We start from the raw sequence: 19,784 nt of genomic DNA, 5'->3' as shown, positions 1-19,784 counted from the left end.
TTCTCAACTAAGGCCAGCGCTCCATCATCAAAAGTTTTTAATAACAGAGCGCTGGCTTTAGCTGTCTTACCCCGATGTCGATTCACGAATGACCAATTCGTGCTCCAATATGATATTATCCACTGTTTCCCCTTTGATCTTGCTAATCAGCATCCCGGCTGCAGTGGTGCCCATCTTATACATTGGCTGTGCAACAGTTGTCAACGTAGGATTCGTCATATTCGAAAAATCAATTTTGTCAAAGCCGACAACTGCAATATCATTCGGCACCTGCAAACCTGAAGCATTTATCTCCTTCAGCGCCCCGATTGCAAGCAAATCGGATACTGCAAAAACGGCAGTTGGCCGATCTGGCAGCGCTAGAATCTTTTTCATGGCTTGCTGCCCATGTTCAAAGCTCAGTTCTGGCGTATAAATCATATAATTTTTATCCAATGCAATGCTGTTTTCCTGTAATGCCCTTTGATATCCCATCTTCCGCTCTCTGGCATATAAGAATTTTTCATCGGAGTTTATGAGAGCGATTTTCTTATGGCCGATTTGGATCAGATGCTTTACTGCCCGATAAGAAGCTTCTTCGCTATTAATGGTTACATAAGGAATTCCAATGCCACCTCCATATTCACTGCATTGAATGATAGGGTAAGTTTCTGCTAACTGCTTTAATGTCTCGACATTGACAGCGGGATCCATTGAAATAATGCCATCCGCCATTTTTTTTCGGACAAGGTCAAAGTAAATATTTTCTTTTTCCGGATTAGAATCGGTTTCACATAATAGGATATTATAGCCTTGGCTAAGAGCCATGTTTTCAATGCCTTTAATAATTTCCAAGTAGAAAGGATTCGATATATTCGGGATTAAAACCAACAAGATCCGGCTTTCAGAATTGCGAAGATTTCTCCCTAATATGCTTGGCTCGTAATTCAATGTCTTTATCGCTTCTTCTACTTTGACTTTCGTTTTTGAGGAAACTGTATTTTGTCCATTTAAAACTCTTGAAACGGTTGCTACCGACACTCCTGCTTGCTTTGCTACCTGTTGGATATTTGCCATAATGTTTTTCCTACTTTCCATCATTCCCATGCATTAAAAATGAAATCGATTACATTTCTATAGTAATTTGTTCAGAATTATCTGTCAATATGTTTTTACAAGGAAATATTTTTGTTGATTTACTTGAAGAATTTATATATGTTAATTATGTAACGGATTACATTTCTGTATTTTCTGATTCTTATAAAGGGAGGTTTTTAAGTTGAAACTAGGGATTTTTACCGTTCTATTTTCCGACCGAAACTTTGAAGATATGCTCAGCTATGTGTCAGCCAAAGGAATCGAGGCAATAGAACTTGGCACCGGCGGTTATCCAGGAGACGCGCACTGCAAAGTGGATGAATTGCTGAATGATGACCAAAAATTACAGCGCTTTAAACAGCAAATCAGCGATTATGGCTTAATCATCAGTGCATTAAGCTGCCATTCGAATCCGCTCCATCCACAGAAGAAAATCGCTGAACCGGCTGATGAGCTGCTGGTCAAGACATTGCAATTAGCTTCTAAACTAGGGGTTCCGGTAGTAAACACCTTTTCGGGATGTCCGGGTGATCATGAAAATGCTCTTTATCCAAATTGGCCTGTTGCTGCTTGGCCCCACGACTTCCAAGAAATATTGAAATGGCAGTGGGAAGAAAAATTGATTCCTTATTGGAAAGAGAAAAACGACTTGGCAGAATCGCTCAATGTAAAAATCGGATTGGAACTCCACGGCGGATTTTCGGTACATACCCCCGCCACTTTACTTCGGCTGCGCGAAGCCTGCGGTTCTGCGATTGGAGCTAATTTGGACCCCAGCCACATGTGGTGGCAAGGCATCGACCCGGTCGAAGCCATAAAAATACTTGGCCGTGACAATGCCATCCATCATTTCCATGCGAAAGACACCATTTTCGATCAGCAAAATGTGAACCGGAACGGCTTGACGGATATGACGGAGTATTCCCAAATGCACGACCGAGCATGGTATTTCAGAACCGTAGGATTTGGGCATGACCAAAAAACTTGGGCAGATATCATCAGTGCACTCCGGCTCTACAATTATGATTATGTGGTCAGCATCGAGCATGAAGATGGCCTTATGTCCATTGAAGAAGGGTTCACAAAAGCTGTTGAAAACTTAAAGCCGGTTTTGGTCAAAGAGTCTGTCGCTCAGATGTGGTGGGCTTAGAATAAAAATGGCTTTGGTTTGGCATACCTTGCGCCAAAGCCATTTTATGCGGTCTTCTTTTCTGCCTAATGGTTATCGATGCCTGGTGGCACTTAGGCGCATTTGCAGAAATCAAATAATCGATTCTCTCAAATACTGGAGTGAAGCAAGATAAGCTTGTTGGAGATTGTCGCCTTTTACTCTGCATTCAAGTATCAAATCCCCTTGATAGCCATCCGTCTTCAGGCCGGCAAAGAGCCGTTTAAAATCAATGGATCCGCTTCCCGGCTGGAAACGCTGGTTATCTGCCAAATGGATATGCTGGATCAAATCGCGGTGATCATGCAGTGAAACAGCTGTATTGTCTTCTTCTATATTCATATGATAAAAGTCCGCAATGATTTTCACATATTCAAAGCGGTTTTCTTCAATATAGCTTTTTGCTTCCGCTAAGGTGTTGATCATATGGTCCTGATAGCGGTTTAGCGGCTCTAAAAAAATCAGCGTATCCGTTTCCTGGGCTGCACTGTTCAAGTAAACCAAAGACTTTGTTATGGTCTCCCTGTCTTTCTCTTTGCTGCGCGGAGAAATCATTGGCGGCAACCGATAAGTGAACATCCCCCATGCAGCAGGCACGACAATGCCTTTTCCCCCTATCTGCTGAAGCGCTTTTAAGATTCCTGTTATTTCCTTTAATCCATTAAGCCTCTTTTGTTCATTGAAATCACCAATCCAGCCATCATATCCCCCACAAGCAGTTGTAACGGAAAGACCCGTTTCTTCTTGTGCTCTTTTAACTTCTTCCAAATTTTTGACCAGCAGCTTGCCGTCGATTTCGTAGCCATCAAACCCCATCTTTTTAATATAGCGAAATTTTTCATTAATCACTTCGGGAAAGAACGGCTGGTTTTGTGTGCCGATTTTCATTCAAGATTCCTCCTGTCAACGGCTTATGCTTCCGGCACCACTTTAAAGTTATGAAAAGACTCCTGTTTCAAATCAATCGCCATTTTAATGCTTAATTCCGGATGCTGATCGACAAATTGAATATACGCTTCTGCGCTTTCCTGGAAAGGAATAACTGGATCGATGATGTCTTCGCAATTTAGGTGGCCGGACATCAGCAATTCCCAGCAAGTATCTTCAATGCGTTTCCGGTTCCATCTGGGATAATCCGGATTGGGCTCACTGGCTGCTCTGGAGAAGAAAATTTTCGCATTATTGAAATGGGCTTCGCGCCCGAAATTTAACCCTTCCGGAAAAGTCTTGCCAAACGCCACATAAGAAATGATACCTCCATAGCCGATGCCTTTGAGCGCTCCTTGGAGGGCCGCTGCATTGCCGCTTGTTTCGATGATGGCGTCAGCCCCCAGTTTATTCGTCAGCTTTTTAATTTCAAAGCCGGCATCAACTGCTTGAGGATCTAAAGCTACGTCAGCTCCGTTGCGAAGAGCCACTTTTCGGCGATGGGCAAGCGGGTCAACAGCGATAACCAGGATAGCACCTGCCCGTTTGGCTAATTGAACCGCAATTTGGCCAATGGCTCCCAGCCCGACGACCACTGCATAGTCTCCGGCACGGACATGTGCATCGCGTACTCCGCTAAGCGCAAACTGCGCTGGATCATAACAAATCGCATTCTGCCACTTCGCTCCTTCAGGCATTTTGCGCAAACGCGGATTATTGATGCCATCGACAATCAAGGTCTCCATAATCGGTCCATAAGTACAGACCAAATCGTCAATTTCATACTTTGTTACATTCGGCCCCGTTTCAATCACTCTTCCTACAACCATATTGCCAAGTGGAAATTCACCAAACACGATTCCTTTCGCGGAACCTTCTTTTCTCGGCATGAACATCCGCCATTCCTCCGAAAATTCTTCTTCCATGAAAGGCGACTGTCCTCTAAAATCAGTTACTTCTGTCCCGTGCTTCGGGGAAGCGATCTCAACCGCGATTTTCACTTCATTAGGTAAAACCGGACGATCCTCATAATCAATCAATGCAGCGACTCTTGGTTTGATTGCTACAAGCTTTTTCATCTGAACGAAACTCTCCTTTTATGTTTTAACCTTTAACCCCGCCTTCAGTTGCGCCGCCTTTAATGAACCGTTCGGTGATCCCGTACATGATGACAACAGGCAAAGCCGTAACAATGGAAGCCGCCATCATTCTGCCCCAAACGTAATCCGGCGTACTGAACAAGGCATTCAACCCGATTGGAAGTGTAAAATTTTCTGAGCTTGATAAGAAAATGGAAGCGAACAAGAAATCGTTCCAGGCAATCATGAATGCATAGACAAAAACGGAAATGATGCCTGAAATGGATAACGGAATGATGATGTAAAAAATGATCTGCACCCGGTTTAAGCCGTCAATCATCGCCGCTTCTTCCAGGTCGTCGGGAATCGTGTCAAAATAACTTTTTAACATATAGATGGCTGCAGGCAATGTCTGAACTATTAACGTAATGACTAATGCCGTTCTCGTATTGTACAGGCCAAGGCTTGAAATGATTTTAAACAAAGGAACGACCAGCAAAAGGCCCGAAAACATATAAACGACATAAAAGCTGGAATTAATAGTCGTGCGTCCGAAGAATTTCAGCTTCGACATGGCATAAGCGCCAAAAATGGAAAATAATACGGATATCGCTGCCACAATCAGGGACACGATTAAACTATTATAGAAATATGTGATGTACGGGAAAAGAACAGGATTGAAGATATCAAGATAATGTTCAATTGTCCATTGTTTCGGGAGCAATGTGGGAACTTGTGCAATCGCTTCAGCCGAGCTTTTCAGAGACACCATCAGCATAATGAAAAACGGAAAAAGAGAGAGGCCCAGAACGATGGCCAAGCCGATGTAAAAGCCGATTTTTCTTGTCACTTTATCCCGCTTGCTGCTAGCCATTGCCATCAGCATTCACCCGCTTTCTCATTAAAATAATGACGACGAACAGAATGATAAAGAGAATAACTGAAATTGACGCAGCTTTCCCGAGATCATTAAATGCAAATGCCGTTTCATACAAATAGATGCCAAGTGTATTGACTTGGTTAGTCAACAGGTAGACGTCTTCAAACATGTAGAACATCCAGATAGCCCTAAGCGTGACGACAATGACCAAAACCGGCATAATGGCAGGCAGCGTCACAACTTTAAACTTTTCCCATGCTGAAGCTCCGTCTATTTCTGCTGCTTCGTACAAGGTGTTGTCGATGGTCTGCAAAATAGCTAAAAATGAAATGAATGCGTACGGGAAATACCTCCAAATAGCAAAGATCACCACCAGCACAAAGCTGCTGGTCGGCCGGTCAAACCAAAGTGGCGCCTGATCGACTAGACGGAGAACATCCACGGTTAAATAATTTATAATTCCATAGTTATTGTTGAACATATACTTCCAGGCAAAGACAAGAGAAATTGAAGGAGCTACATAGGATGCAATAATCAACGAACGGGATATCTTCCGGAATTTAAATGGCCGGTTAAAGAAAATGGCAACAGCTAATCCCACTACCGTACTGCCTACTACTGTAAGAAACGTGTATAAAAAAGTGATGCCAAGCGATCTCAAAAAAACTCCATCTGTCAGGATTTGTTTGTAGTTTTCAAAACCGATAAAAGTGGGATCCAGATTCGGATTGATGGACTGCTCAAAAAAACTGATTTGAATATTAGAAAGCATCGGATAAGCGACCAGCAATAAAATCAAAAATATACTCGGAAAGAGCAGTATAGCCGCAAGCTTCGTGTCTGTTTTTCTTTTGGCTTTTCTTTTCATAGTTTCCCCCTCTTCCGGTGCCGTCAAAATCATCCGTGGCAAGTCTATTAAAACTGAGCCTCTGATTTTGAGGCTACAATAAGGAGGGGATGGCCTAAAGGCCTCCCCCTGTCTTTCTTTATTTCAAAATGCCTTCTAATGAAGTTTCTGCTGCTGTAATCGTGTCGTCAACATTTTGACCGCCAACGGTTACGCCATTCACCATTTTCGGAATCTCTCCCGAGCTTGTAATATCCCCCATTTTCAAAAAGTTCTTGCCATCAACCAATCCGAAAATCTGAATGTCATTGAAAGAAGAAGCGATTTCAGTTGAAAGGTCGCCAAACGAATTCACTACTTCGTTCGCTTGGTATTTTTCATTTTCGGTGACCAAATCGCTGACCGGCTGTGCTCCCCCTGGCGACATCAACACCCAGTCCGTCATATTTTCCGGCTGCGCCATGAAAGTTAAGAATTTTTGTGCTGCTTCTTTTTGTGCATCTTCCAAGCCTGAAGTGACAGTTAATGCCGAAGCGGAGCCATAAACTGCTTTCGTTTCATTTTCCGGAATAGCGAATCCGATATTTTCCGCTTTTCCTTGTTCAAAAATTCCTGGAAGAATATAAGTAGAGTAAATCGCCATTGGAACCGATTCGTTCATGAAGGCGTCGTTGACTTCTGTTGTATCGTTTGAACCCGGCATTGTATATTGAGACAAGTCTTTATAATATTGCAGAGCTTCTTTCATCTCAGGTGTATTCAATGTCAATTCTCCGTCTTCATTCAGCACGTTTGCGTTGTTTGACAAGGCAAATTGCGAGAAGACTTGCTCGGAGAATCCTCCTTCTACAGTCGGTATGGCAATTCCATATTTCTTGTTAGGCGCATCGGAGAACGCTTCTGCTATTTCCATGACTTCCTGCCAATTCTCAGGCTCTTCAAATCCTTTGGATTCAAGCATCTGCTTGTTATACCAAATTCCTTGGACCCATCCGCTGACAGGCAAACCGGTATAGCTGTCACCATCTTCAGTGGCCAGCAATTTCAATGCCCCTTCATAGAAACTATCTTCTCCCGCTTCTTCAATAACAGATTGGACGACTTCCCGATCAATCAACTGGTCTTTATCCATAACTTTTGCGTAATCCTGCCCAACTTCTACAATTTCCGGCAGTTGTCCTGCGCTGGCTAGCGTAACAATTTTTGTATTATAGGCATCTTCTTCAACGGGTACTTGCTCAATGATAATATTCGGGTTTTCCTTCTGGAACCTTTCAATCAAATCAGTAATGACGGCTAAACGCTCTTGCTCTACTGATGAATGCATGAATTCAATCGTAGCGCTTTCCGTTTCTCCTGTTTCTTCACCGCCGCAGGCAGCTAAAAGTCCTGTCAGTAAGATTACGAACAACAATAAGTATTTCCGATTCATTTTATCTCCTCCTAATCGATTGGTTTTAACCAGAAAAATTGATAAGGCTTCAATTCAACTCCTTCTTCAAATTTCATATTTTGTTGCGTGATTATATTGCAGAAATGCCCAATTACCGGCAAAACGACTGATTGATTTGCCAGATTGTGCAGAAGCAGAATCCGTTCATTGTTTTCATCAATTCTGTAAAATGCAAAAGCCGATCCTTCGCAATGCAGCACTTCCATTCCGGCATTTGGATGGAAGTACGGTTCGGCTTTTCGTATTTCAATCATTCTAGCCATTTCTTGAAAGACTTGATTTCTTACTGTTCCGCTTTGACGAAGTTGCTGTTCTATTTCATCCATCCTGTATTTTTGGCGATTGATCGAGCGGGGCGCGCCCGTTTTTTCTACTCCATCGTAATCATTGCTTGACCCTAAAATACTTTGAATATAAATAGCAGGAATTCCGGGCATTCCGAGTAAAATCGAATGCGCTACTAAAAACCGTTGGATGCGGAGCTTTTCTTCGTCGTTTCTTTTATTCAATGCATCAAAATAAGTGGCGTTGATTTCATAGGGAATATCTTCACCGGCTTCGTTTTTCTTATAAGAAATCATGGCTCCTTCTTTTTTCAATTCCTCTGCCATCTCAATAATTTTACTTTCATGAATGATTCCGCGAATCGGATTCAGGCCAATTCCATCATGAGAAGCCAAAAAGTTGAAGAAAGCCGTTTCACCGCCCAGATCTGGAAGGTTTTTTGCCCAATTTGTTAAAGCGCTGGTATCCCCAGAATGGATAGAGTATAAAATCAAAGGCGGCAAAGGAAATTGATAGACCAGATGTGCCTCGTCATGCCCGTTTCCAAAATAGGAAATATTATCTTCATGAGGTACGTTGGTCTCTGTAATGAGCAAAGTTCCTTTTGCCGCTTCGTCCACTACTTCCCTGAACAGCTTTATAATCTCATGTGCCTTTTCATGATGAAGGCTCGCAGTGCCTATCTCTTTCCAGATAAAACCGATGGCGTCCAACCGGATATATTCGGCGCCCTGCTCTATATAAAAAAGCAGGACATCGATCATCTCTGCAAGTACAGCAGGATTGGCAAAATTCAAGTCAATCTGGTCTTCGCTGAATGTTGTCCAGATGTGTTTTTCTTCCTCTGTCGGCAAAGTGAATCGGGTCAATAGCGGATGCGTCCTAGGACGTGTCACTTTACTTAAATCCACAGTCGGATCCACTTCTATAAAATAATTCCGGAAGGCAGGATTTCCCTTCAAATATTCCTGGAACCATTCGCTTTCAGCAGATACATGGTTGCATACTATGTCGAACATGAGCCTGGCAGATGCGGAAAGGTTCCTGATATCTTCCCAGTCGCCCATTTCGGGATTCACTTTTTTATAGTCAATGACAGAAAACCCATCGTCTGAAGAATACGGATAAAACGGAAGAATGTGGACGATTTCAAATGCAGTTGCAAAATAATGATCATAAACCTTCTTTAAGGTCTTCAAAGTCGGCTGATGCGGTTCTTTAAATTGGTCCCCATACGTAATCAAGACTATGTCTTTTTCATTCCAGGATTGCTTTCTGGTTCTTAAAGGCTCCTGTCTTGTCTTTTGGATGGAATTCATTATTTGAAAATAAACAATTTCAATATTCTGATTTTTGTAGATAGAAAAAAGCCTTTCTTTTATTCGTTCCATGGGTACCCCCAATTCTGAAGTACTTCTGCCAACAAAAGTAATGCTTTCATTAACTTTATATTCAATTCCTTTTCAATGATGCTTTTGGTTAAAACATATAATAGATAGCACTTTATGTCAATTTGATTATTAGAATTTTCTGTGAAATTTTAAGTGGTTGCTAAAAAAATTAAGAGGAATTCTTCCTATAGCTGAAAGAGGCATAAGTCTGAGAGCACGCATTCGTAATATTGCCCATTAAAATTCATTGCTATTTTTACTCGTAAAAAACAGCAAAGGAGCAGTCTCTTCTCCATATCCAAATCCAAGAAGCTGCCCCATTCACTGGCTATTATTTCGCGGTCATCTACTAACAATAATCCATGGCTGTTTATTATCTCATAAAGTTACCGCCTGAAATTTTCAATGCTTCGCCTACAATATTGCGGGAAGCGTCCGTGAGCAAGAAAGCGATCATATTCGCCACTTCTTCTGTTGTCGAAATGCGTCCTGACGGAATGGCTGCAGCTGCCTCCTTCAGCCCTTCCTCAAAAGAGATTCCTTTCTTTTCCGCTTTCTTCCTGATGCTGCTCCAAGCCATTTCCGTATCCACATATCCGGGGCAAACTGCGTTGACTCGGATATTGTGCTCAATCGCTTCCAATGCCATCGATTGCGTCCATCCGATGACTGCAAATTTACTGGCGGCATAGGCAGTGTTGCCATGCGCACCGCGAAGACCTGACAGCGAAGACAAGTTCACGATATCTCCTTCTTTTTTCTCCAGCATCCTGTGATAAACCAGTTGAGTTAAAAAAAGAGTGGATTTGAAATTTACATTCATGACTCTTTCGACCGTTTCTTCATCCAGCTCTTCCACTACGCCGCCCCCGCCAATGCCAGCGGAATTTACAAGTCCATTAATAAATCCTAGAGCCTTTTCAGCGCTTGCCACAAGTTCTTCCCGTTCTTTTGGATCCGTAAGGTCAGCCGTTTTAACGAAGATATTTCCTTCCCCCGAAACTGGAATCAGCTGCTGTTTCAACTCAGTTAGCTTTTCTTCGTTTCTTCCTGTAATGGTCAGCCGGGCGCCCATACCGGTTAGGACTTTTGCAGTTTCGTAGCCGATGCCTCCACTGGCACCTGTAATTAAAACATGTTTATGTTTTAGTGCATCACTCGAAAAAATAGACATGAACATTCCTCCGTTCGCTTCGTTTTAGGCGATGAATGTTCATCTTTTCCCTTTCTGTTGAGTTCATCAAACATGATGCACCAGAATGATAAGCGAAAAAACAAAACGCAATAAAAAAATAATGTGTCCGCGAGAAGAATTGTTTAATGCTGAAGGAAATCAGGAAAAGAGTCATTAATACAAAAGAAGGTGGGATCAATATGCGTATGTCCTGTATGGGAAGCATTCTTATTTCAATTATTCTATCGATCGTCCTGACCATCCTTATCAATTTACTTTTTCTTTAAAATAAACAAAACAGCTGTTCTTGAAATGAAGATTCAAGAACGGCTATTTTGTCTGTAATGCCTACTTTTATGGTTACATCTGGTTCAAATATTGTTCAAGCCGGTCAAAAGTTTCCGTCATGCCTTCCACTACGCCCATATCCATGACTTGTTTCAAATCTTCTTCGGATTCAAATAATGTCCGGCTGATAATCCGGGTTCCATTGCCTTCTTCTACAAATTCAACCGTTATTTTCATGGTTGGAAAACCTTCAGCATTATTTCCATTTTCATCAGAGAAAATATCCTCATAGACAAGCCGCTCGGGTTTTTCCACTTCCTGATAAATACTTTTCCCCCAAGCTTCTTCTCCGCCTGCTGATCGCATACAATAATGCCAGATTCCTCCTGGCCGAACATCCATTTGATAAGTAGTCGTTGTCCAGCCGACCGGTCCCCACCAATTTTTGATATGTTCCGGATCAGTATGCATTGAAAAAACAAGGTCTCGCGGGGCCATGAAAAATCGTTCCATCACCATTTCCAGTCCTTCCACTCTCGTAAAGGCCTCATTTGATCCTTTATTGACTGACATTGGAATTCCTCCTTGTGATTTGCTTGATCTCTTTGGCTTCAGTTCCCGGCAATTACTGTTTTTCTTCCTCCTCTCCTTTTTTCTGGACTTCTTTTAAATAATCATCCAATCGATCAAAGCGTTCTTCCCAAAGATGGCGATACGTATCCGTCCATTCCTGCAATTCCTGAAATGGCTTCGGATTTAATTGGTAGACACGCCGGTTTGCAATCGGATGGACAATCACGATGCCGGCCTCGCTAAGCACGCGCAAGTGTTTTGATGCCTGCGGCTGCCGAAGTTCAAGTTTTTCAGCAATTTCTCCGACAGTAAGCGGGCCTTGTTTCAATAGTTCAACGATGTTCCAGCGGTTTGGTTCTGCTAATGAATGCAATAGTGTTTTCATAACTCAATTATACCTCCGTAGGAATATTCCTGTAAAGGTATATATATTTATTATTCAGTCTATTTTATTATTTTAAGACGTTTATCCATGAAAGAAACCGCTATACGCCATATCTAAAAAGGCTCAGGCGGTTACGTTCCGCATTTATTCTTTTTCCAGCATAGCTATCGCTTCTTCCAGCTTCTTCTTTTCATCACCAGAAATTGCCGGATATTGAGGATTGATTTTTTCAAGCAATTCAACCATCACTTCTGAAATGATATAACGTGAATACCATTCGTTATCCGCCGGCAACACATACCATGGCGCATAATCAGTAGAAGTATGGTTGATGATATCTTCAAAGATGTTCTGATAGCCTTCCCAATGCTGCCGCTCTTTTACATCGTTAAACGAGAATTCCCAGTTTTTATCCGGGTTTTTCATCCGTTCAAGCAGCCTTTCTTTCTGTTCTTCCTTCGACATATTAAAGAAAAATTTCACAACGGGAAAACCGTTTTCCACTAAGTATCTCTCGAAGTCATTAATTTGGCGATAGCGGACTTCCCAAATATTTTCATGGATCAATTCGTTCGGAAGCGGCGTTTCCTCCAGTAAATCGTGGACTCTTGGGGCAATGACTTCTTCATAATAGGAGCGGTTGAATATGCCGATTTGTCCCCTTTCCGGCAAGCCCTTATGAAACCTCCAAAGGTAATCGTGTTTCAGTTCCTCTTCCGTAGGCTTCTTGAATGAAGTCGTTTTTAAGCCCTGTGCTGATAGATTAGAAAAGATATAACTGATGGCTTCGTCTTTCCCTGCCGCATCCATTGCCTGCAAAACAACGACGATGCCTTTTTCCTCTTCTGCACGCAGCTTTGTATACAACTCTTTCAATTTCTCCAAGCTTTCAGGAATCAATTGCTCCCGCAGCTCATCTTCTGAAGGGATTTCTCTTTCCCGGGTATTGTAATTCGAAAATTCCACTTTCTCATCCTGTTTCATTAAATACTTAGTCGTATCCATAGTTTTCCTCCTTCGTTTTATTCTTGGGGGATAAATCTATCTTACAAAGGGTCGCTGGCCTTAATAAAAGCATGATTACATTGTGCCATTCTTTTTTAAAGTACCCGCCTTGCAGAGCCACAAACTGTTTCGAACACGATAAGTTTGATCGGTTTTGAATATTAAATGACCGATCAAAAAGAACGGCAACCTTTTGATTGATTCAAAAAGTTGCCGTTCTTTTTAGTTCTATGTTAAAGCCGTATCAATTCTTTCAGGCGTTCATATTGCCAGTTCCGTTCTTCCGCGACAGCCGATTCATCAAAATCCGTCTCAAATGCCACGGCCTTGACTGCATATGTTGAAGCGTGAATAGCATGGCCAATCATATGAGGAGTAGATCCGGCTTGGCCCGCTGCCCGGGCGGCAGCTATTGCTGCTTCACCGGCTGCTTCACGCGCAGCCGCATGTGCAGGGAACGCTGCTTTCCGGGCATCGCCTACCCGAATTTTCCCTCTAGCCCATTGCCTGGACGCTTCAATGGCTTTTTTTAACCGGTCATCTTGCGGACGCTGCTGTTCATAATAGGATAGAACATGTTCAGCACAATCCGACGCCCAATATGCTGCAGTTTGATGATTTGTTTTCTTCAATAATTCATCGATGGATTTTTTTGTCTCTGTATCTGTGAATTCTCGTGTCATCAGTTCCCATCCCCTTTAGCTAACTCCCAATTCCCTTTCAAGTATAGAGGAAAAGACCGAATAAAAAAATAGAACTATTGAAATATCTAATTCGATTAAAGACGTTTTCGTATGGAAATCCTGATTTGAAAAGAAAGACATTTTGCCAGTTTGAGAATATAATAAAGGCTATTGCTTTTTAATATTCGGCAGCTTTTCTTATGCAGATGAAAAAGATGGATAGATGGCCGTTCAATGATCAATGGAGGAATTTTCTTGAATACAAAAGCTTTTTCTTTGGCATTATTTACAGTTTTAATATGGGGTTCTTCTTTTGCTGCCATTCGTGTCAGCCTGCAGGAAGGATATGAGGCCGGTCAATTAGTGCTCGTACGCTTTGTGATTGCTTCAACCCTCTTTCTCATCTATGCCTTGTGGCCAGGAACGAAATTCCGGCTGCCACGGAAAGGCGATTTTCTCAGCATTCTAGTACTAGGCTGGATTGGTATCAGTGTTTATCATCTTTGCGTCACGTTTGGAATGGAGACTATCTCAGCAGGCACAGCCGGCATGCTCATCGGTTCAGGTCCTATTTTCACGGCTTTGATTGCGGCGGTTTTTTTAAAAGAACGCTTGACTCCGCTTGGCTGGCTAGGTCTCGGCATCGGATTTATCGGGATTGTGCTTATTGCCTTCGGAGCCGCCGGGGCTTCCCTGACACTCAATATTGGCGCGCTGCTCGTTTTGATTGCGGCTTTTGCCACGTCCGTATTTTTTGTTTTCCAGAAGAAATTATTGACCCGCTATACAGCGATTGAGTTAACTGCTTATTTCACTTGGGCCGGAACTTTGCCATTCTTTATTTTTTCACCGGGAATTTTCACGACGCTGCAAAATGCTTCTCTGGAAGCTCATTTATCGACCTTGTACGTCGGCATTTTTCCGGCAGCTATCGCTTATGTAACCTGGTCTACAGCGTTGTCTTTGAGCAACGCCAGTTCCGTTACCAGCATGATTTATCTGGAGCCGGCTATTGCGATACTTGTCGCCTGGATATGGCTGCATGAACTGCCGACTTCCCTTTCACTAATCGGCGGAGTCATTGCGATTGCCGGTGTGCTAATCGTCAATGTCTTAAGCAGAAAAAGCCAGCGAAGGCATTCAAACCGCATAATTGAATCTTCCTGAAGCACATAGTATAAAATGCAAATCAAAGATAGGAATGCGCTTTTCGTTTTCTGTTATTAAAGTTAATGGAGGCTTAAGGAATGGCAGACAAAAATTCAAACACCGGACACAGCTTACCGCATGGAATAGGGAAACCTGCAACACGCGCCTTTATATTAGCCGGTTATACTCGCCTCGAGCAATTCACCACTGTTTCGGAAAAAGAGATTTTGGAGTTGCACGGCGTCGGCCCGAAAGCGGTCGGCATTATTCGTGAAGCACTGGCTGAAAGAGGGTTCTCCTTTTCTCCAAAAGACCATTGATTGAAAAAGCCTAGCAAAGGATGCAAATCCTTTGCTAGGCTTTTGTTTTATTTTCCTGCAATGCATTAATATGGTTATTGCTCAGTGGTGAGTACCGATATGTACTCTTTAACAACTTCATACACATAATCCTGATTAGCTGCAGCCGTATCCGGATTGTAGGCACCGTCGTTTGTTTTGTTGTTCGATAAAACCCGGATCCCAAGAAACGGAATGTCATATGCTGCAGAAATTTGGGCAGCTGCTGCTGTTTCCATTTCTTCCACAGAGGTGCCATATTTCTCATGAATCCAGTTGATGCGGTCCACTTCATTGTTCCAAAAATCAGCAGAACCGATTGTACCTTCTACAACTTTTCCTTTTGAATACGTATCTTTCACTGCATTGGCCGCAGCCAATAGTTCTTTGTCACCTTCATAATAACGGATATTTTCAGCATCTGGATCTTCTCCTGCACTGCCTTCTGAAGCCATCAAATCCATGGGTTTCCATTCCGTCGGCTCAATGCCTTCGCCTTCAGCCAATTCACCCGTTTTCAAAGCCCCTATATTTACAGAACGCTCGCCGAGGACAATATCAAAGACGTTTAATGCCGGATCGTGTCCGCCTGATGTCCCTTGATTGATGATTGCAGCTGGATTGTATTTTTCGATTGCCAGGGCCGTAGCGGCACCAGTGTTTGCGAAACCTTTGCCTGTCTTCGTTACAATTACTGGATAACCTTCCACTGTACCGATATAAAACTCAAAGGTTGAACCGGATTCCTCAACTTTCACGTTTTCAAGCCGTTCCGCAAATTTTTCCGCTTCAATCGGCATTGGTCCTTGGATTAGAATAGGCCGCTGCGGCTTTTCTTCCGCTTTTGTCTCGGCAGTTGAACTGCATCCTGCAAGAATTAGCAATACGGCCATTGCCAAGATCAAAATCTGATGTACTTTCACTTTTTTCATGCTGTCTTCCTCCTAATTGTCAATTACTCTCGTGCCTGGACCAACAGAAAAAGGGCCAGAACAGATAGCATGTATGCTACCTCCGGACCTTTGAAGTTAAAGTATTATTGGCATGGCAAAACCGAAGAAAGCCTACTACTTTAACCCGTAGTCCAGTTCATTTTTGGGAACTTGGTAGAAACGCCCGGACCATATTACCGAGCATATACGAGAATCATTATGTATTTTTTGTACTTGGTTAATATAGCAATGAGATGAAATGCCGTCAACCTATAAACGAACATTTGTAACTAATAGACCATTTATCGTTCGTCTTTGACTCTTTAATCCCGCTTTTTCCTTTCATTATTTCAAATCCCCTGTCTCATTACTTCTAATTGCTTACTGCCGATTATACTCCTCGAAAATTTCCAGCAACATTCTATTCCGTCAAATCGAAAAACTGTACTACCATTAGTTTTGTACCATACGTGAAGACACCGAGTACTCTTGCACAACTGACAGCATCAACCTGCTACGGAACAGCCGATTTTTCTTTGATAAAAAAATACCGCTGATTTTGATAACTCTCAAAACCAGCGGCAGAGCTGTTCAGCATTTAAATTGATTGTTGTTCCCTAACAACTGTATGAGCATAGACATCGTGCGGCAACCTTGCACCTTCCAGCCTTTCAAATCCTTTGCGATTTTTGATTAACTCGATTGGACTTTTGAAGTCCCGATATAGAAAACGTTTAGCGATTTGTTCACCGCTTGGTTTATGGCCGCCTTCACTTTCCAGCACCAGCCCCTGTGCTTTGTATCCGAGTGTTTGTCCAGATTTGGCTAATTGTCCATACTCCAGTCCCCAAACAACAAGCGTCGGCACTATTAAAGAATACACGGGATTGGTTTTGACTTTCTTCGGTACCGCTGCTTCCAGCACAGCTAGCGCTGCCGTTGCCGCGATAAAATCAATGAACATTGCCTTAGAACGTTTCTTAGATAAAGCTTTCATCCAATTCCCCCTTTGTGATTTCTTCTACATTAAGAGTAGAGGAAGCAAATGGCCTTTACAACAAAAAAGCGAGTGGACTGAACCTTCTCGCTTTCCCATCATTTATTTTGCGGGAAACCTCTTTTTAATTGCCTTCAGTATGGACACAAGCATATCCCGAATTGCATGTACTGGACGCACGCCGCTTTTGCTTTGCCATTGAATCCACTCAAGCGCAATCAGGCACAAAATCAGCCAAATGGCGCCAGCTATAAAGCCGGCTAGCACATCACTCGGAAAGTGTGCCCCCAGGTAAACCCGGCTCATGCCAATTAATGACACTAAAATAGCCATTAAAAAGATGGAAATCCACTTGAAGAGTGCACTTCCATTTCCGCGTATTACCAAATACATGATAAATCCGTAAAAAATAAGTGAACCCATGGAATGGCCGCTTGGGAAACTGAAGCCGATAGCATCAATTTCAGGATTGATGGATGGTCGTCCCCTCTCGTATAACTGCTTGAGCATTTTGGTCAATAAGCCACCGATTCCAACTGCCACCAGAAAAAAAAGGATGCCCCATCTGTCCCTATACTTAAACCACAACACTAAAACCGTCACTGCGGACAAAGTGGTTAAAAACCACACCGATCCCATCTCAGTGATGAAAATCATCGCACTATCTAAAAATGGATGATCGATTGCTTTAAAGTATCCGATAATCGATCCATCGAAGCTTCTCATTTCATTTTCCATAACGTCTTCAGCCAATTCGGTAAATATGACAAGGAACAGAGCCGCAATCCCAAGGCCAAGACCCAGAAGCAAGAAGGTGACACCGATTTTCGTATTCTCTTTGATCATCTAATCGCCCCTCGCCTAATTCCTAAGCTGTTAAACATATACCCCTTATCCGCAAGACATATTCGCCAAAAAGGAAACAGCCACCCCTCAAATTTATTGGCAGGAGCAGCTGCTTTTTTATAATGCTGTCGTCTTTGACGATTCACAAATATCTTTCAAGTTTTTCAATGATTGGTCCATGGCATTATTCATCAGCTTTTTAATAATCAGCTTATCCGCCACTTTCATCAATAAACTATGCGGAACTTCGTATTCTTCAAAAAAGTCGACTCTAGTTCCATTTCCTTCAGGCGTATAAGTCCAGCTTTGAAGTGAATCGATTGAACCTTTCACCATGCCTTTCCATGTATATCCATTGCCATTGCGCAAATTTTCTGTAACAGCTACGATAATAGGCAGCTGCATTCCGAGGATGGTGATGTCCAAATCCATGGTTGTTCCCGTTTCGCCTTGCCCTTTTAAATTCCGTGGTTCAGACAAACCCGCATACCACTGATACCAACGGGTCGGATCGGTTGCATACTGATACACTTCATCGATGGGACGCTCAATCATAATACTTTTTTCAACAGTCACCATAACTTCTTCCTCCTCACAATTATCCATCGGTTAAAAGGCAATAACGGTTCTCGTTGTTTGATTAAATCGTAATCCTACTCCAAAGGATTGTAAAAGAAAAACCACCAGTCAAAAGAATATTTTCGGCGGCTATTTTTTTATTGCGAGCGGTCTTAGCATGAATAATGCTTCTCCAAAAACTCTTCCAGAATCATCCGGTGGCTGCCAATCATCTTGTCTGGCAATTCAGCTGGATAAAAGAACTCAAAACTCACCGATTCCGATTCCTCAATGACCAGTTCCCCTTCATAGCCTTCCGAATAATATGCTATTGTCACGAGATAGAACTCATCCCCGTTTTCAGCAACAACAAAATGATCCGGGCCGGAATAGACATTGATAAGGTGCAGTCCGTTGACCGTCAATCCCGTCTCTTCAAGCACTTCGCGACGTGCAGCCTGTTCTGTTGATTCGCCCAGTTCCATCAATCCTCCCGGCAGCCCCCAAGTGCCATGCGGAAACTTCCGCTCCTGCAGCAATAGCCGTCCCTTTTCATCCGTAATGACCGTCACTGCACCTGTAAATATTACCGGCCTGCGCCCGATTAATTCTCTTAATTCCTCAACGTAGCCCATTCAAAAACTCCTTTTCATTAAATCCGTTTGTTATATTATACTCAATAAAACCCGGCTGCCGCTCAAATTAAAAAGCACCATCTCGAGAAACGATAACCCGTTCAATTGTGCGGGACAAAATTTGAAATAACATGCCTTTGAACCGAAAATTTATATCCGAATTTGCGGTTTTCAAATGCCGATATACCAACATTTCAAGGCAACTAGCTTTAGTTTCGACATACGTTTTGACAGGAGAATCAGCGGCCTTAGCTTTATATTGTAAGGTCGGAAGGACTGTTTCAATTCCCTTAAAATACCATGCTATAATAGATGTGAGAAGCAAGCAGTGAATCAGAAGTCTAAATATTCTTCCTATCAACCAACTTAAATTCAAAAGAGGATGAGGTGTTTTCATGCCAGTAACCATGTGGGGTAAATTATCTTTTGCGGCTTTAATTCTGCTTTCACTTGAAGTAGTTTTGGCATTTTTTATGATATTTGTGAACTTCCTAGCAGCGATGACTGTGATTTTACAATTTACCCCCTTTTTAGCTACATTAGGAGTAATGTTCGGAATTGCAGGGATTCTTAAAGAGAAAAAGAAAGCGAAGCGCATACCGCTCTTAACGTTACTCATGAGCATCGTTTTACTCGCCTTGTTTCTGTTAATCTTGTTCGGTTTTCAATTTGGAGGCTGAATAATGGCAGCAGCAAAAACCATGAAAGTTTTAATCAATAGTTAGACGCCGTTATTAAGTTGCAAGGATGCAACTCACTCAATAACGGAGGGTGCTATTCAGAAAGACGCTTTCGGCACTTCCGGTTTAATTAACAGGCTGTCGCTACTATTCATTTGAAAATAGAAAAGGCCTTTCACTAGGAAAGGCCTCAGACTGTAGACAAAGTGTGCTTGAAATGAATAAGACGGTATAAACCCCAACCGGACCGGCCACTTCGCTTTCCGTGGGCACGGCCTCAGCCCATAGCTGTCAACTTAAGACTTTCCCCGAAACCCTTCCGGTCATTTTTTCTGTCCGGAAGGGTTTCATTCGCTTGGACAGCGGAAATGGAAATAACTAAGAACGCCAAATAAGCCTCCCGGCCAGGAGGCGTTGGGGTTCTGCTACATGGC

21 protein-coding genes and 1 riboswitch are annotated in these 19,784 nt (G+C 42.6%); of the genes, 3 read left to right on the top strand and 18 right to left on the bottom strand.

The window, feature by feature from the left end; genetic code table 11:
- Positions 1-66 precede the first annotated feature (66 nt).
- Positions 67-1,056, bottom strand: a complete 990-nt coding sequence (locus AC3AQ9_RS18740) for a LacI family DNA-binding transcriptional regulator (RefSeq protein ID WP_488309011.1) — start codon at positions 1,054-1,056, stop codon at positions 67-69.
- A gap of 202 nt (positions 1,057-1,258) precedes the next feature.
- On the opposite strand from AC3AQ9_RS18740, the gene AC3AQ9_RS18735 reads away from it, so the two are divergent.
- A complete protein-coding gene (locus tag AC3AQ9_RS18735; RefSeq protein WP_488309010.1) occupies positions 1,259-2,227 on the top strand; it encodes a sugar phosphate isomerase/epimerase family protein in 969 nt (322 codons plus the stop codon).
- Between the two features lie 111 nt (positions 2,228-2,338).
- On the opposite strand, the gene AC3AQ9_RS18730 is transcribed toward AC3AQ9_RS18735, so the two are convergent.
- From AC3AQ9_RS18730 to AC3AQ9_RS18680, 11 genes are all read right to left on the bottom strand, one after another.
- Positions 2,339-3,133 (bottom strand): sugar phosphate isomerase/epimerase family protein, encoded by a 795-nt coding sequence (locus tag AC3AQ9_RS18730; protein WP_488309009.1) that lies wholly within the window; start codon positions 3,131-3,133, stop codon positions 2,339-2,341.
- A 23-nt stretch (positions 3,134-3,156) separates the two neighbouring features.
- Complete coding sequence (locus AC3AQ9_RS18725; protein ID WP_488309008.1) at positions 3,157-4,251, bottom strand: zinc-dependent alcohol dehydrogenase; 1,095 nt, start codon at positions 4,249-4,251, stop codon at positions 3,157-3,159.
- Positions 4,252-4,276: 25 nt separating this feature from the next.
- A complete protein-coding gene (locus AC3AQ9_RS18720; protein WP_488309071.1) occupies positions 4,277-5,125 on the bottom strand; it encodes a carbohydrate ABC transporter permease in 849 nt (282 codons plus the stop codon).
- Positions 5,118-5,999 carry a carbohydrate ABC transporter permease gene (locus AC3AQ9_RS18715; protein ID WP_488309007.1) on the bottom strand — a complete coding sequence of 294 codons (882 nt, stop codon included), beginning with the start codon at positions 5,997-5,999 and terminating at the stop codon, positions 5,118-5,120. The genes AC3AQ9_RS18720 and AC3AQ9_RS18715 overlap by 8 nt, the downstream gene beginning before the upstream one ends.
- 118 nt (positions 6,000-6,117) lie before the next feature.
- The gene (locus tag AC3AQ9_RS18710; protein ID WP_488309006.1) at positions 6,118-7,410 is read right to left on the bottom strand and encodes an ABC transporter substrate-binding protein; all 1,293 of its coding nucleotides are present in this window, start codon (positions 7,408-7,410) and stop codon (positions 6,118-6,120) included.
- An 11-nt stretch (positions 7,411-7,421) separates the two neighbouring features.
- On the bottom strand, positions 7,422-9,107 hold the full coding sequence (locus AC3AQ9_RS18705) for an alpha-amylase family glycosyl hydrolase (RefSeq protein ID WP_488309005.1): 1,686 nt from the start codon (positions 9,105-9,107) through the stop codon (positions 7,422-7,424).
- Positions 9,108-9,480: 373 nt separating this feature from the next.
- The gene (locus AC3AQ9_RS18700) at positions 9,481-10,281 is read right to left on the bottom strand and encodes an SDR family NAD(P)-dependent oxidoreductase (protein WP_488309004.1); all 801 of its coding nucleotides are present in this window, start codon (positions 10,279-10,281) and stop codon (positions 9,481-9,483) included.
- 360 nt (positions 10,282-10,641) lie between these two features.
- Positions 10,642-11,142: an SRPBCC domain-containing protein gene (locus AC3AQ9_RS18695; RefSeq protein ID WP_488309003.1), complete on the bottom strand. Its 501-nt coding sequence runs from the start codon at positions 11,140-11,142 to the stop codon at positions 10,642-10,644.
- Positions 11,143-11,194: 52 nt separating this feature from the next.
- Positions 11,195-11,527, bottom strand: a complete 333-nt coding sequence (locus AC3AQ9_RS18690; protein ID WP_488309002.1) for an ArsR/SmtB family transcription factor — start codon at positions 11,525-11,527, stop codon at positions 11,195-11,197.
- 144 nt (positions 11,528-11,671) lie between these two features.
- Positions 11,672-12,532 carry a PPK2 family polyphosphate kinase gene (locus tag AC3AQ9_RS18685; RefSeq protein WP_488309001.1) on the bottom strand — a complete coding sequence of 287 codons (861 nt, stop codon included), beginning with the start codon at positions 12,530-12,532 and terminating at the stop codon, positions 11,672-11,674.
- 233 nt (positions 12,533-12,765) lie between these two features.
- Positions 12,766-13,215, bottom strand: a complete 450-nt coding sequence (locus AC3AQ9_RS18680) for a putative immunity protein (protein ID WP_488309000.1) — start codon at positions 13,213-13,215, stop codon at positions 12,766-12,768.
- 255 nt (positions 13,216-13,470) lie between these two features.
- Between AC3AQ9_RS18680 and AC3AQ9_RS18675 the strand changes: the two genes are divergently transcribed.
- Together AC3AQ9_RS18675 and AC3AQ9_RS18670 are read left to right on the top strand one after the other, a co-directional pair.
- Positions 13,471-14,382, top strand: a complete 912-nt coding sequence (locus AC3AQ9_RS18675; RefSeq protein WP_488308999.1) for a DMT family transporter — start codon at positions 13,471-13,473, stop codon at positions 14,380-14,382.
- An 80-nt stretch (positions 14,383-14,462) separates the two neighbouring features.
- The gene (locus AC3AQ9_RS18670) at positions 14,463-14,684 is read left to right on the top strand and encodes a helix-hairpin-helix domain-containing protein (RefSeq protein WP_488308998.1); all 222 of its coding nucleotides are present in this window, start codon (positions 14,463-14,465) and stop codon (positions 14,682-14,684) included.
- Between the two features lie 74 nt (positions 14,685-14,758).
- Here AC3AQ9_RS18670 and AC3AQ9_RS18665 read toward each other — a convergent pair whose 3' ends face one another.
- The 6 genes from AC3AQ9_RS18665 to AC3AQ9_RS18640 form a co-directional block, all read right to left on the bottom strand.
- Positions 14,759-15,634 (bottom strand): 5'-methylthioadenosine/S-adenosylhomocysteine nucleosidase, encoded by an 876-nt coding sequence (locus AC3AQ9_RS18665; RefSeq protein WP_488308997.1) that lies wholly within the window; start codon positions 15,632-15,634, stop codon positions 14,759-14,761.
- Between the two features lie 128 nt (positions 15,635-15,762).
- A riboswitch (purine riboswitch) is annotated at positions 15,763-15,865 on the bottom strand.
- Positions 15,866-16,232: 367 nt separating this feature from the next.
- Positions 16,233-16,631: an RDD family protein gene (locus AC3AQ9_RS18660; RefSeq protein ID WP_488308996.1), complete on the bottom strand. Its 399-nt coding sequence runs from the start codon at positions 16,629-16,631 to the stop codon at positions 16,233-16,235.
- A 102-nt stretch (positions 16,632-16,733) separates the two neighbouring features.
- On the bottom strand, positions 16,734-17,477 hold the full coding sequence (locus tag AC3AQ9_RS18655; protein WP_488308995.1) for a phosphatase PAP2 family protein: 744 nt from the start codon (positions 17,475-17,477) through the stop codon (positions 16,734-16,736).
- A gap of 117 nt (positions 17,478-17,594) precedes the next feature.
- Positions 17,595-18,056 (bottom strand): SRPBCC family protein, encoded by a 462-nt coding sequence (locus tag AC3AQ9_RS18650; protein WP_488308994.1) that lies wholly within the window; start codon positions 18,054-18,056, stop codon positions 17,595-17,597.
- A 152-nt stretch (positions 18,057-18,208) separates the two neighbouring features.
- Entirely contained in the window at positions 18,209-18,670 is a 462-nt protein-coding gene (locus AC3AQ9_RS18645) for an NUDIX hydrolase (RefSeq protein WP_488308993.1), read from the bottom strand.
- Positions 18,671-18,737: 67 nt separating this feature from the next.
- On the bottom strand, positions 18,738-19,295 hold the full coding sequence (locus AC3AQ9_RS18640) for a hypothetical protein (RefSeq protein ID WP_488308992.1): 558 nt from the start codon (positions 19,293-19,295) through the stop codon (positions 18,738-18,740).
- Positions 19,296-19,784 lie beyond the last annotated feature (489 nt).

This window comes from Planococcus sp. VCh962 (genome assembly GCF_057748275.1).
Note: the sequence above shows the minus strand (reverse complement) of the source record. Positions and strands in the feature narration are given on the sequence as shown.

Coding starts and splice junctions, on each gene's coding strand:
- AC3AQ9_RS18740 (WP_488309011.1), bottom strand. CDS start 1,056: ATGGCAAATATCCAACAGGTAGCAAAGCAAGCAGGAGTGTCGGTAGCA.
- AC3AQ9_RS18730 (WP_488309009.1), bottom strand. CDS start 3,133: ATGAAAATCGGCACACAAAACCAGCCGTTCTTTCCCGAAGTGATTAAT.
- AC3AQ9_RS18725 (WP_488309008.1), bottom strand. CDS start 4,251: ATGAAAAAGCTTGTAGCAATCAAACCAAGAGTCGCTGCATTGATTGAT.
- AC3AQ9_RS18720 (WP_488309071.1), bottom strand. CDS start 5,125: ATGGCTAGCAGCAAGCGGGATAAAGTGACAAGAAAAATCGGCTTTTAC.
- AC3AQ9_RS18715 (WP_488309007.1), bottom strand. CDS start 5,999: ATGAAAAGAAAAGCCAAAAGAAAAACAGACACGAAGCTTGCGGCTATA.
- AC3AQ9_RS18710 (WP_488309006.1), bottom strand. CDS start 7,410: ATGAATCGGAAATACTTATTGTTGTTCGTAATCTTACTGACAGGACTT.
- AC3AQ9_RS18705 (WP_488309005.1), bottom strand. CDS start 9,107: ATGGAACGAATAAAAGAAAGGCTTTTTTCTATCTACAAAAATCAGAAT.
- AC3AQ9_RS18700 (WP_488309004.1), bottom strand. CDS start 10,281: ATGTCTATTTTTTCGAGTGATGCACTAAAACATAAACATGTTTTAATT.
- AC3AQ9_RS18695 (WP_488309003.1), bottom strand. CDS start 11,142: ATGTCAGTCAATAAAGGATCAAATGAGGCCTTTACGAGAGTGGAAGGA.
- AC3AQ9_RS18690 (WP_488309002.1), bottom strand. CDS start 11,527: ATGAAAACACTATTGCATTCATTAGCAGAACCAAACCGCTGGAACATC.
- AC3AQ9_RS18685 (WP_488309001.1), bottom strand. CDS start 12,532: ATGGATACGACTAAGTATTTAATGAAACAGGATGAGAAAGTGGAATTT.
- AC3AQ9_RS18680 (WP_488309000.1), bottom strand. CDS start 13,215: ATGACACGAGAATTCACAGATACAGAGACAAAAAAATCCATCGATGAA.
- AC3AQ9_RS18670 (WP_488308998.1), top strand. CDS start 14,463: ATGGCAGACAAAAATTCAAACACCGGACACAGCTTACCGCATGGAATA.
- AC3AQ9_RS18665 (WP_488308997.1), bottom strand. CDS start 15,634: ATGAAAAAAGTGAAAGTACATCAGATTTTGATCTTGGCAATGGCCGTA.
- AC3AQ9_RS18660 (WP_488308996.1), bottom strand. CDS start 16,631: ATGAAAGCTTTATCTAAGAAACGTTCTAAGGCAATGTTCATTGATTTT.
- AC3AQ9_RS18655 (WP_488308995.1), bottom strand. CDS start 17,477: ATGATCAAAGAGAATACGAAAATCGGTGTCACCTTCTTGCTTCTGGGT.
- AC3AQ9_RS18650 (WP_488308994.1), bottom strand. CDS start 18,056: ATGGTGACTGTTGAAAAAAGTATTATGATTGAGCGTCCCATCGATGAA.
- AC3AQ9_RS18645 (WP_488308993.1), bottom strand. CDS start 18,670: ATGGGCTACGTTGAGGAATTAAGAGAATTAATCGGGCGCAGGCCGGTA.
- AC3AQ9_RS18640 (WP_488308992.1), bottom strand. CDS start 19,295: ATGCTCATGAGTAACGTTAAGAGCGGTATGCGCTTCGCTTTCTTTTTC.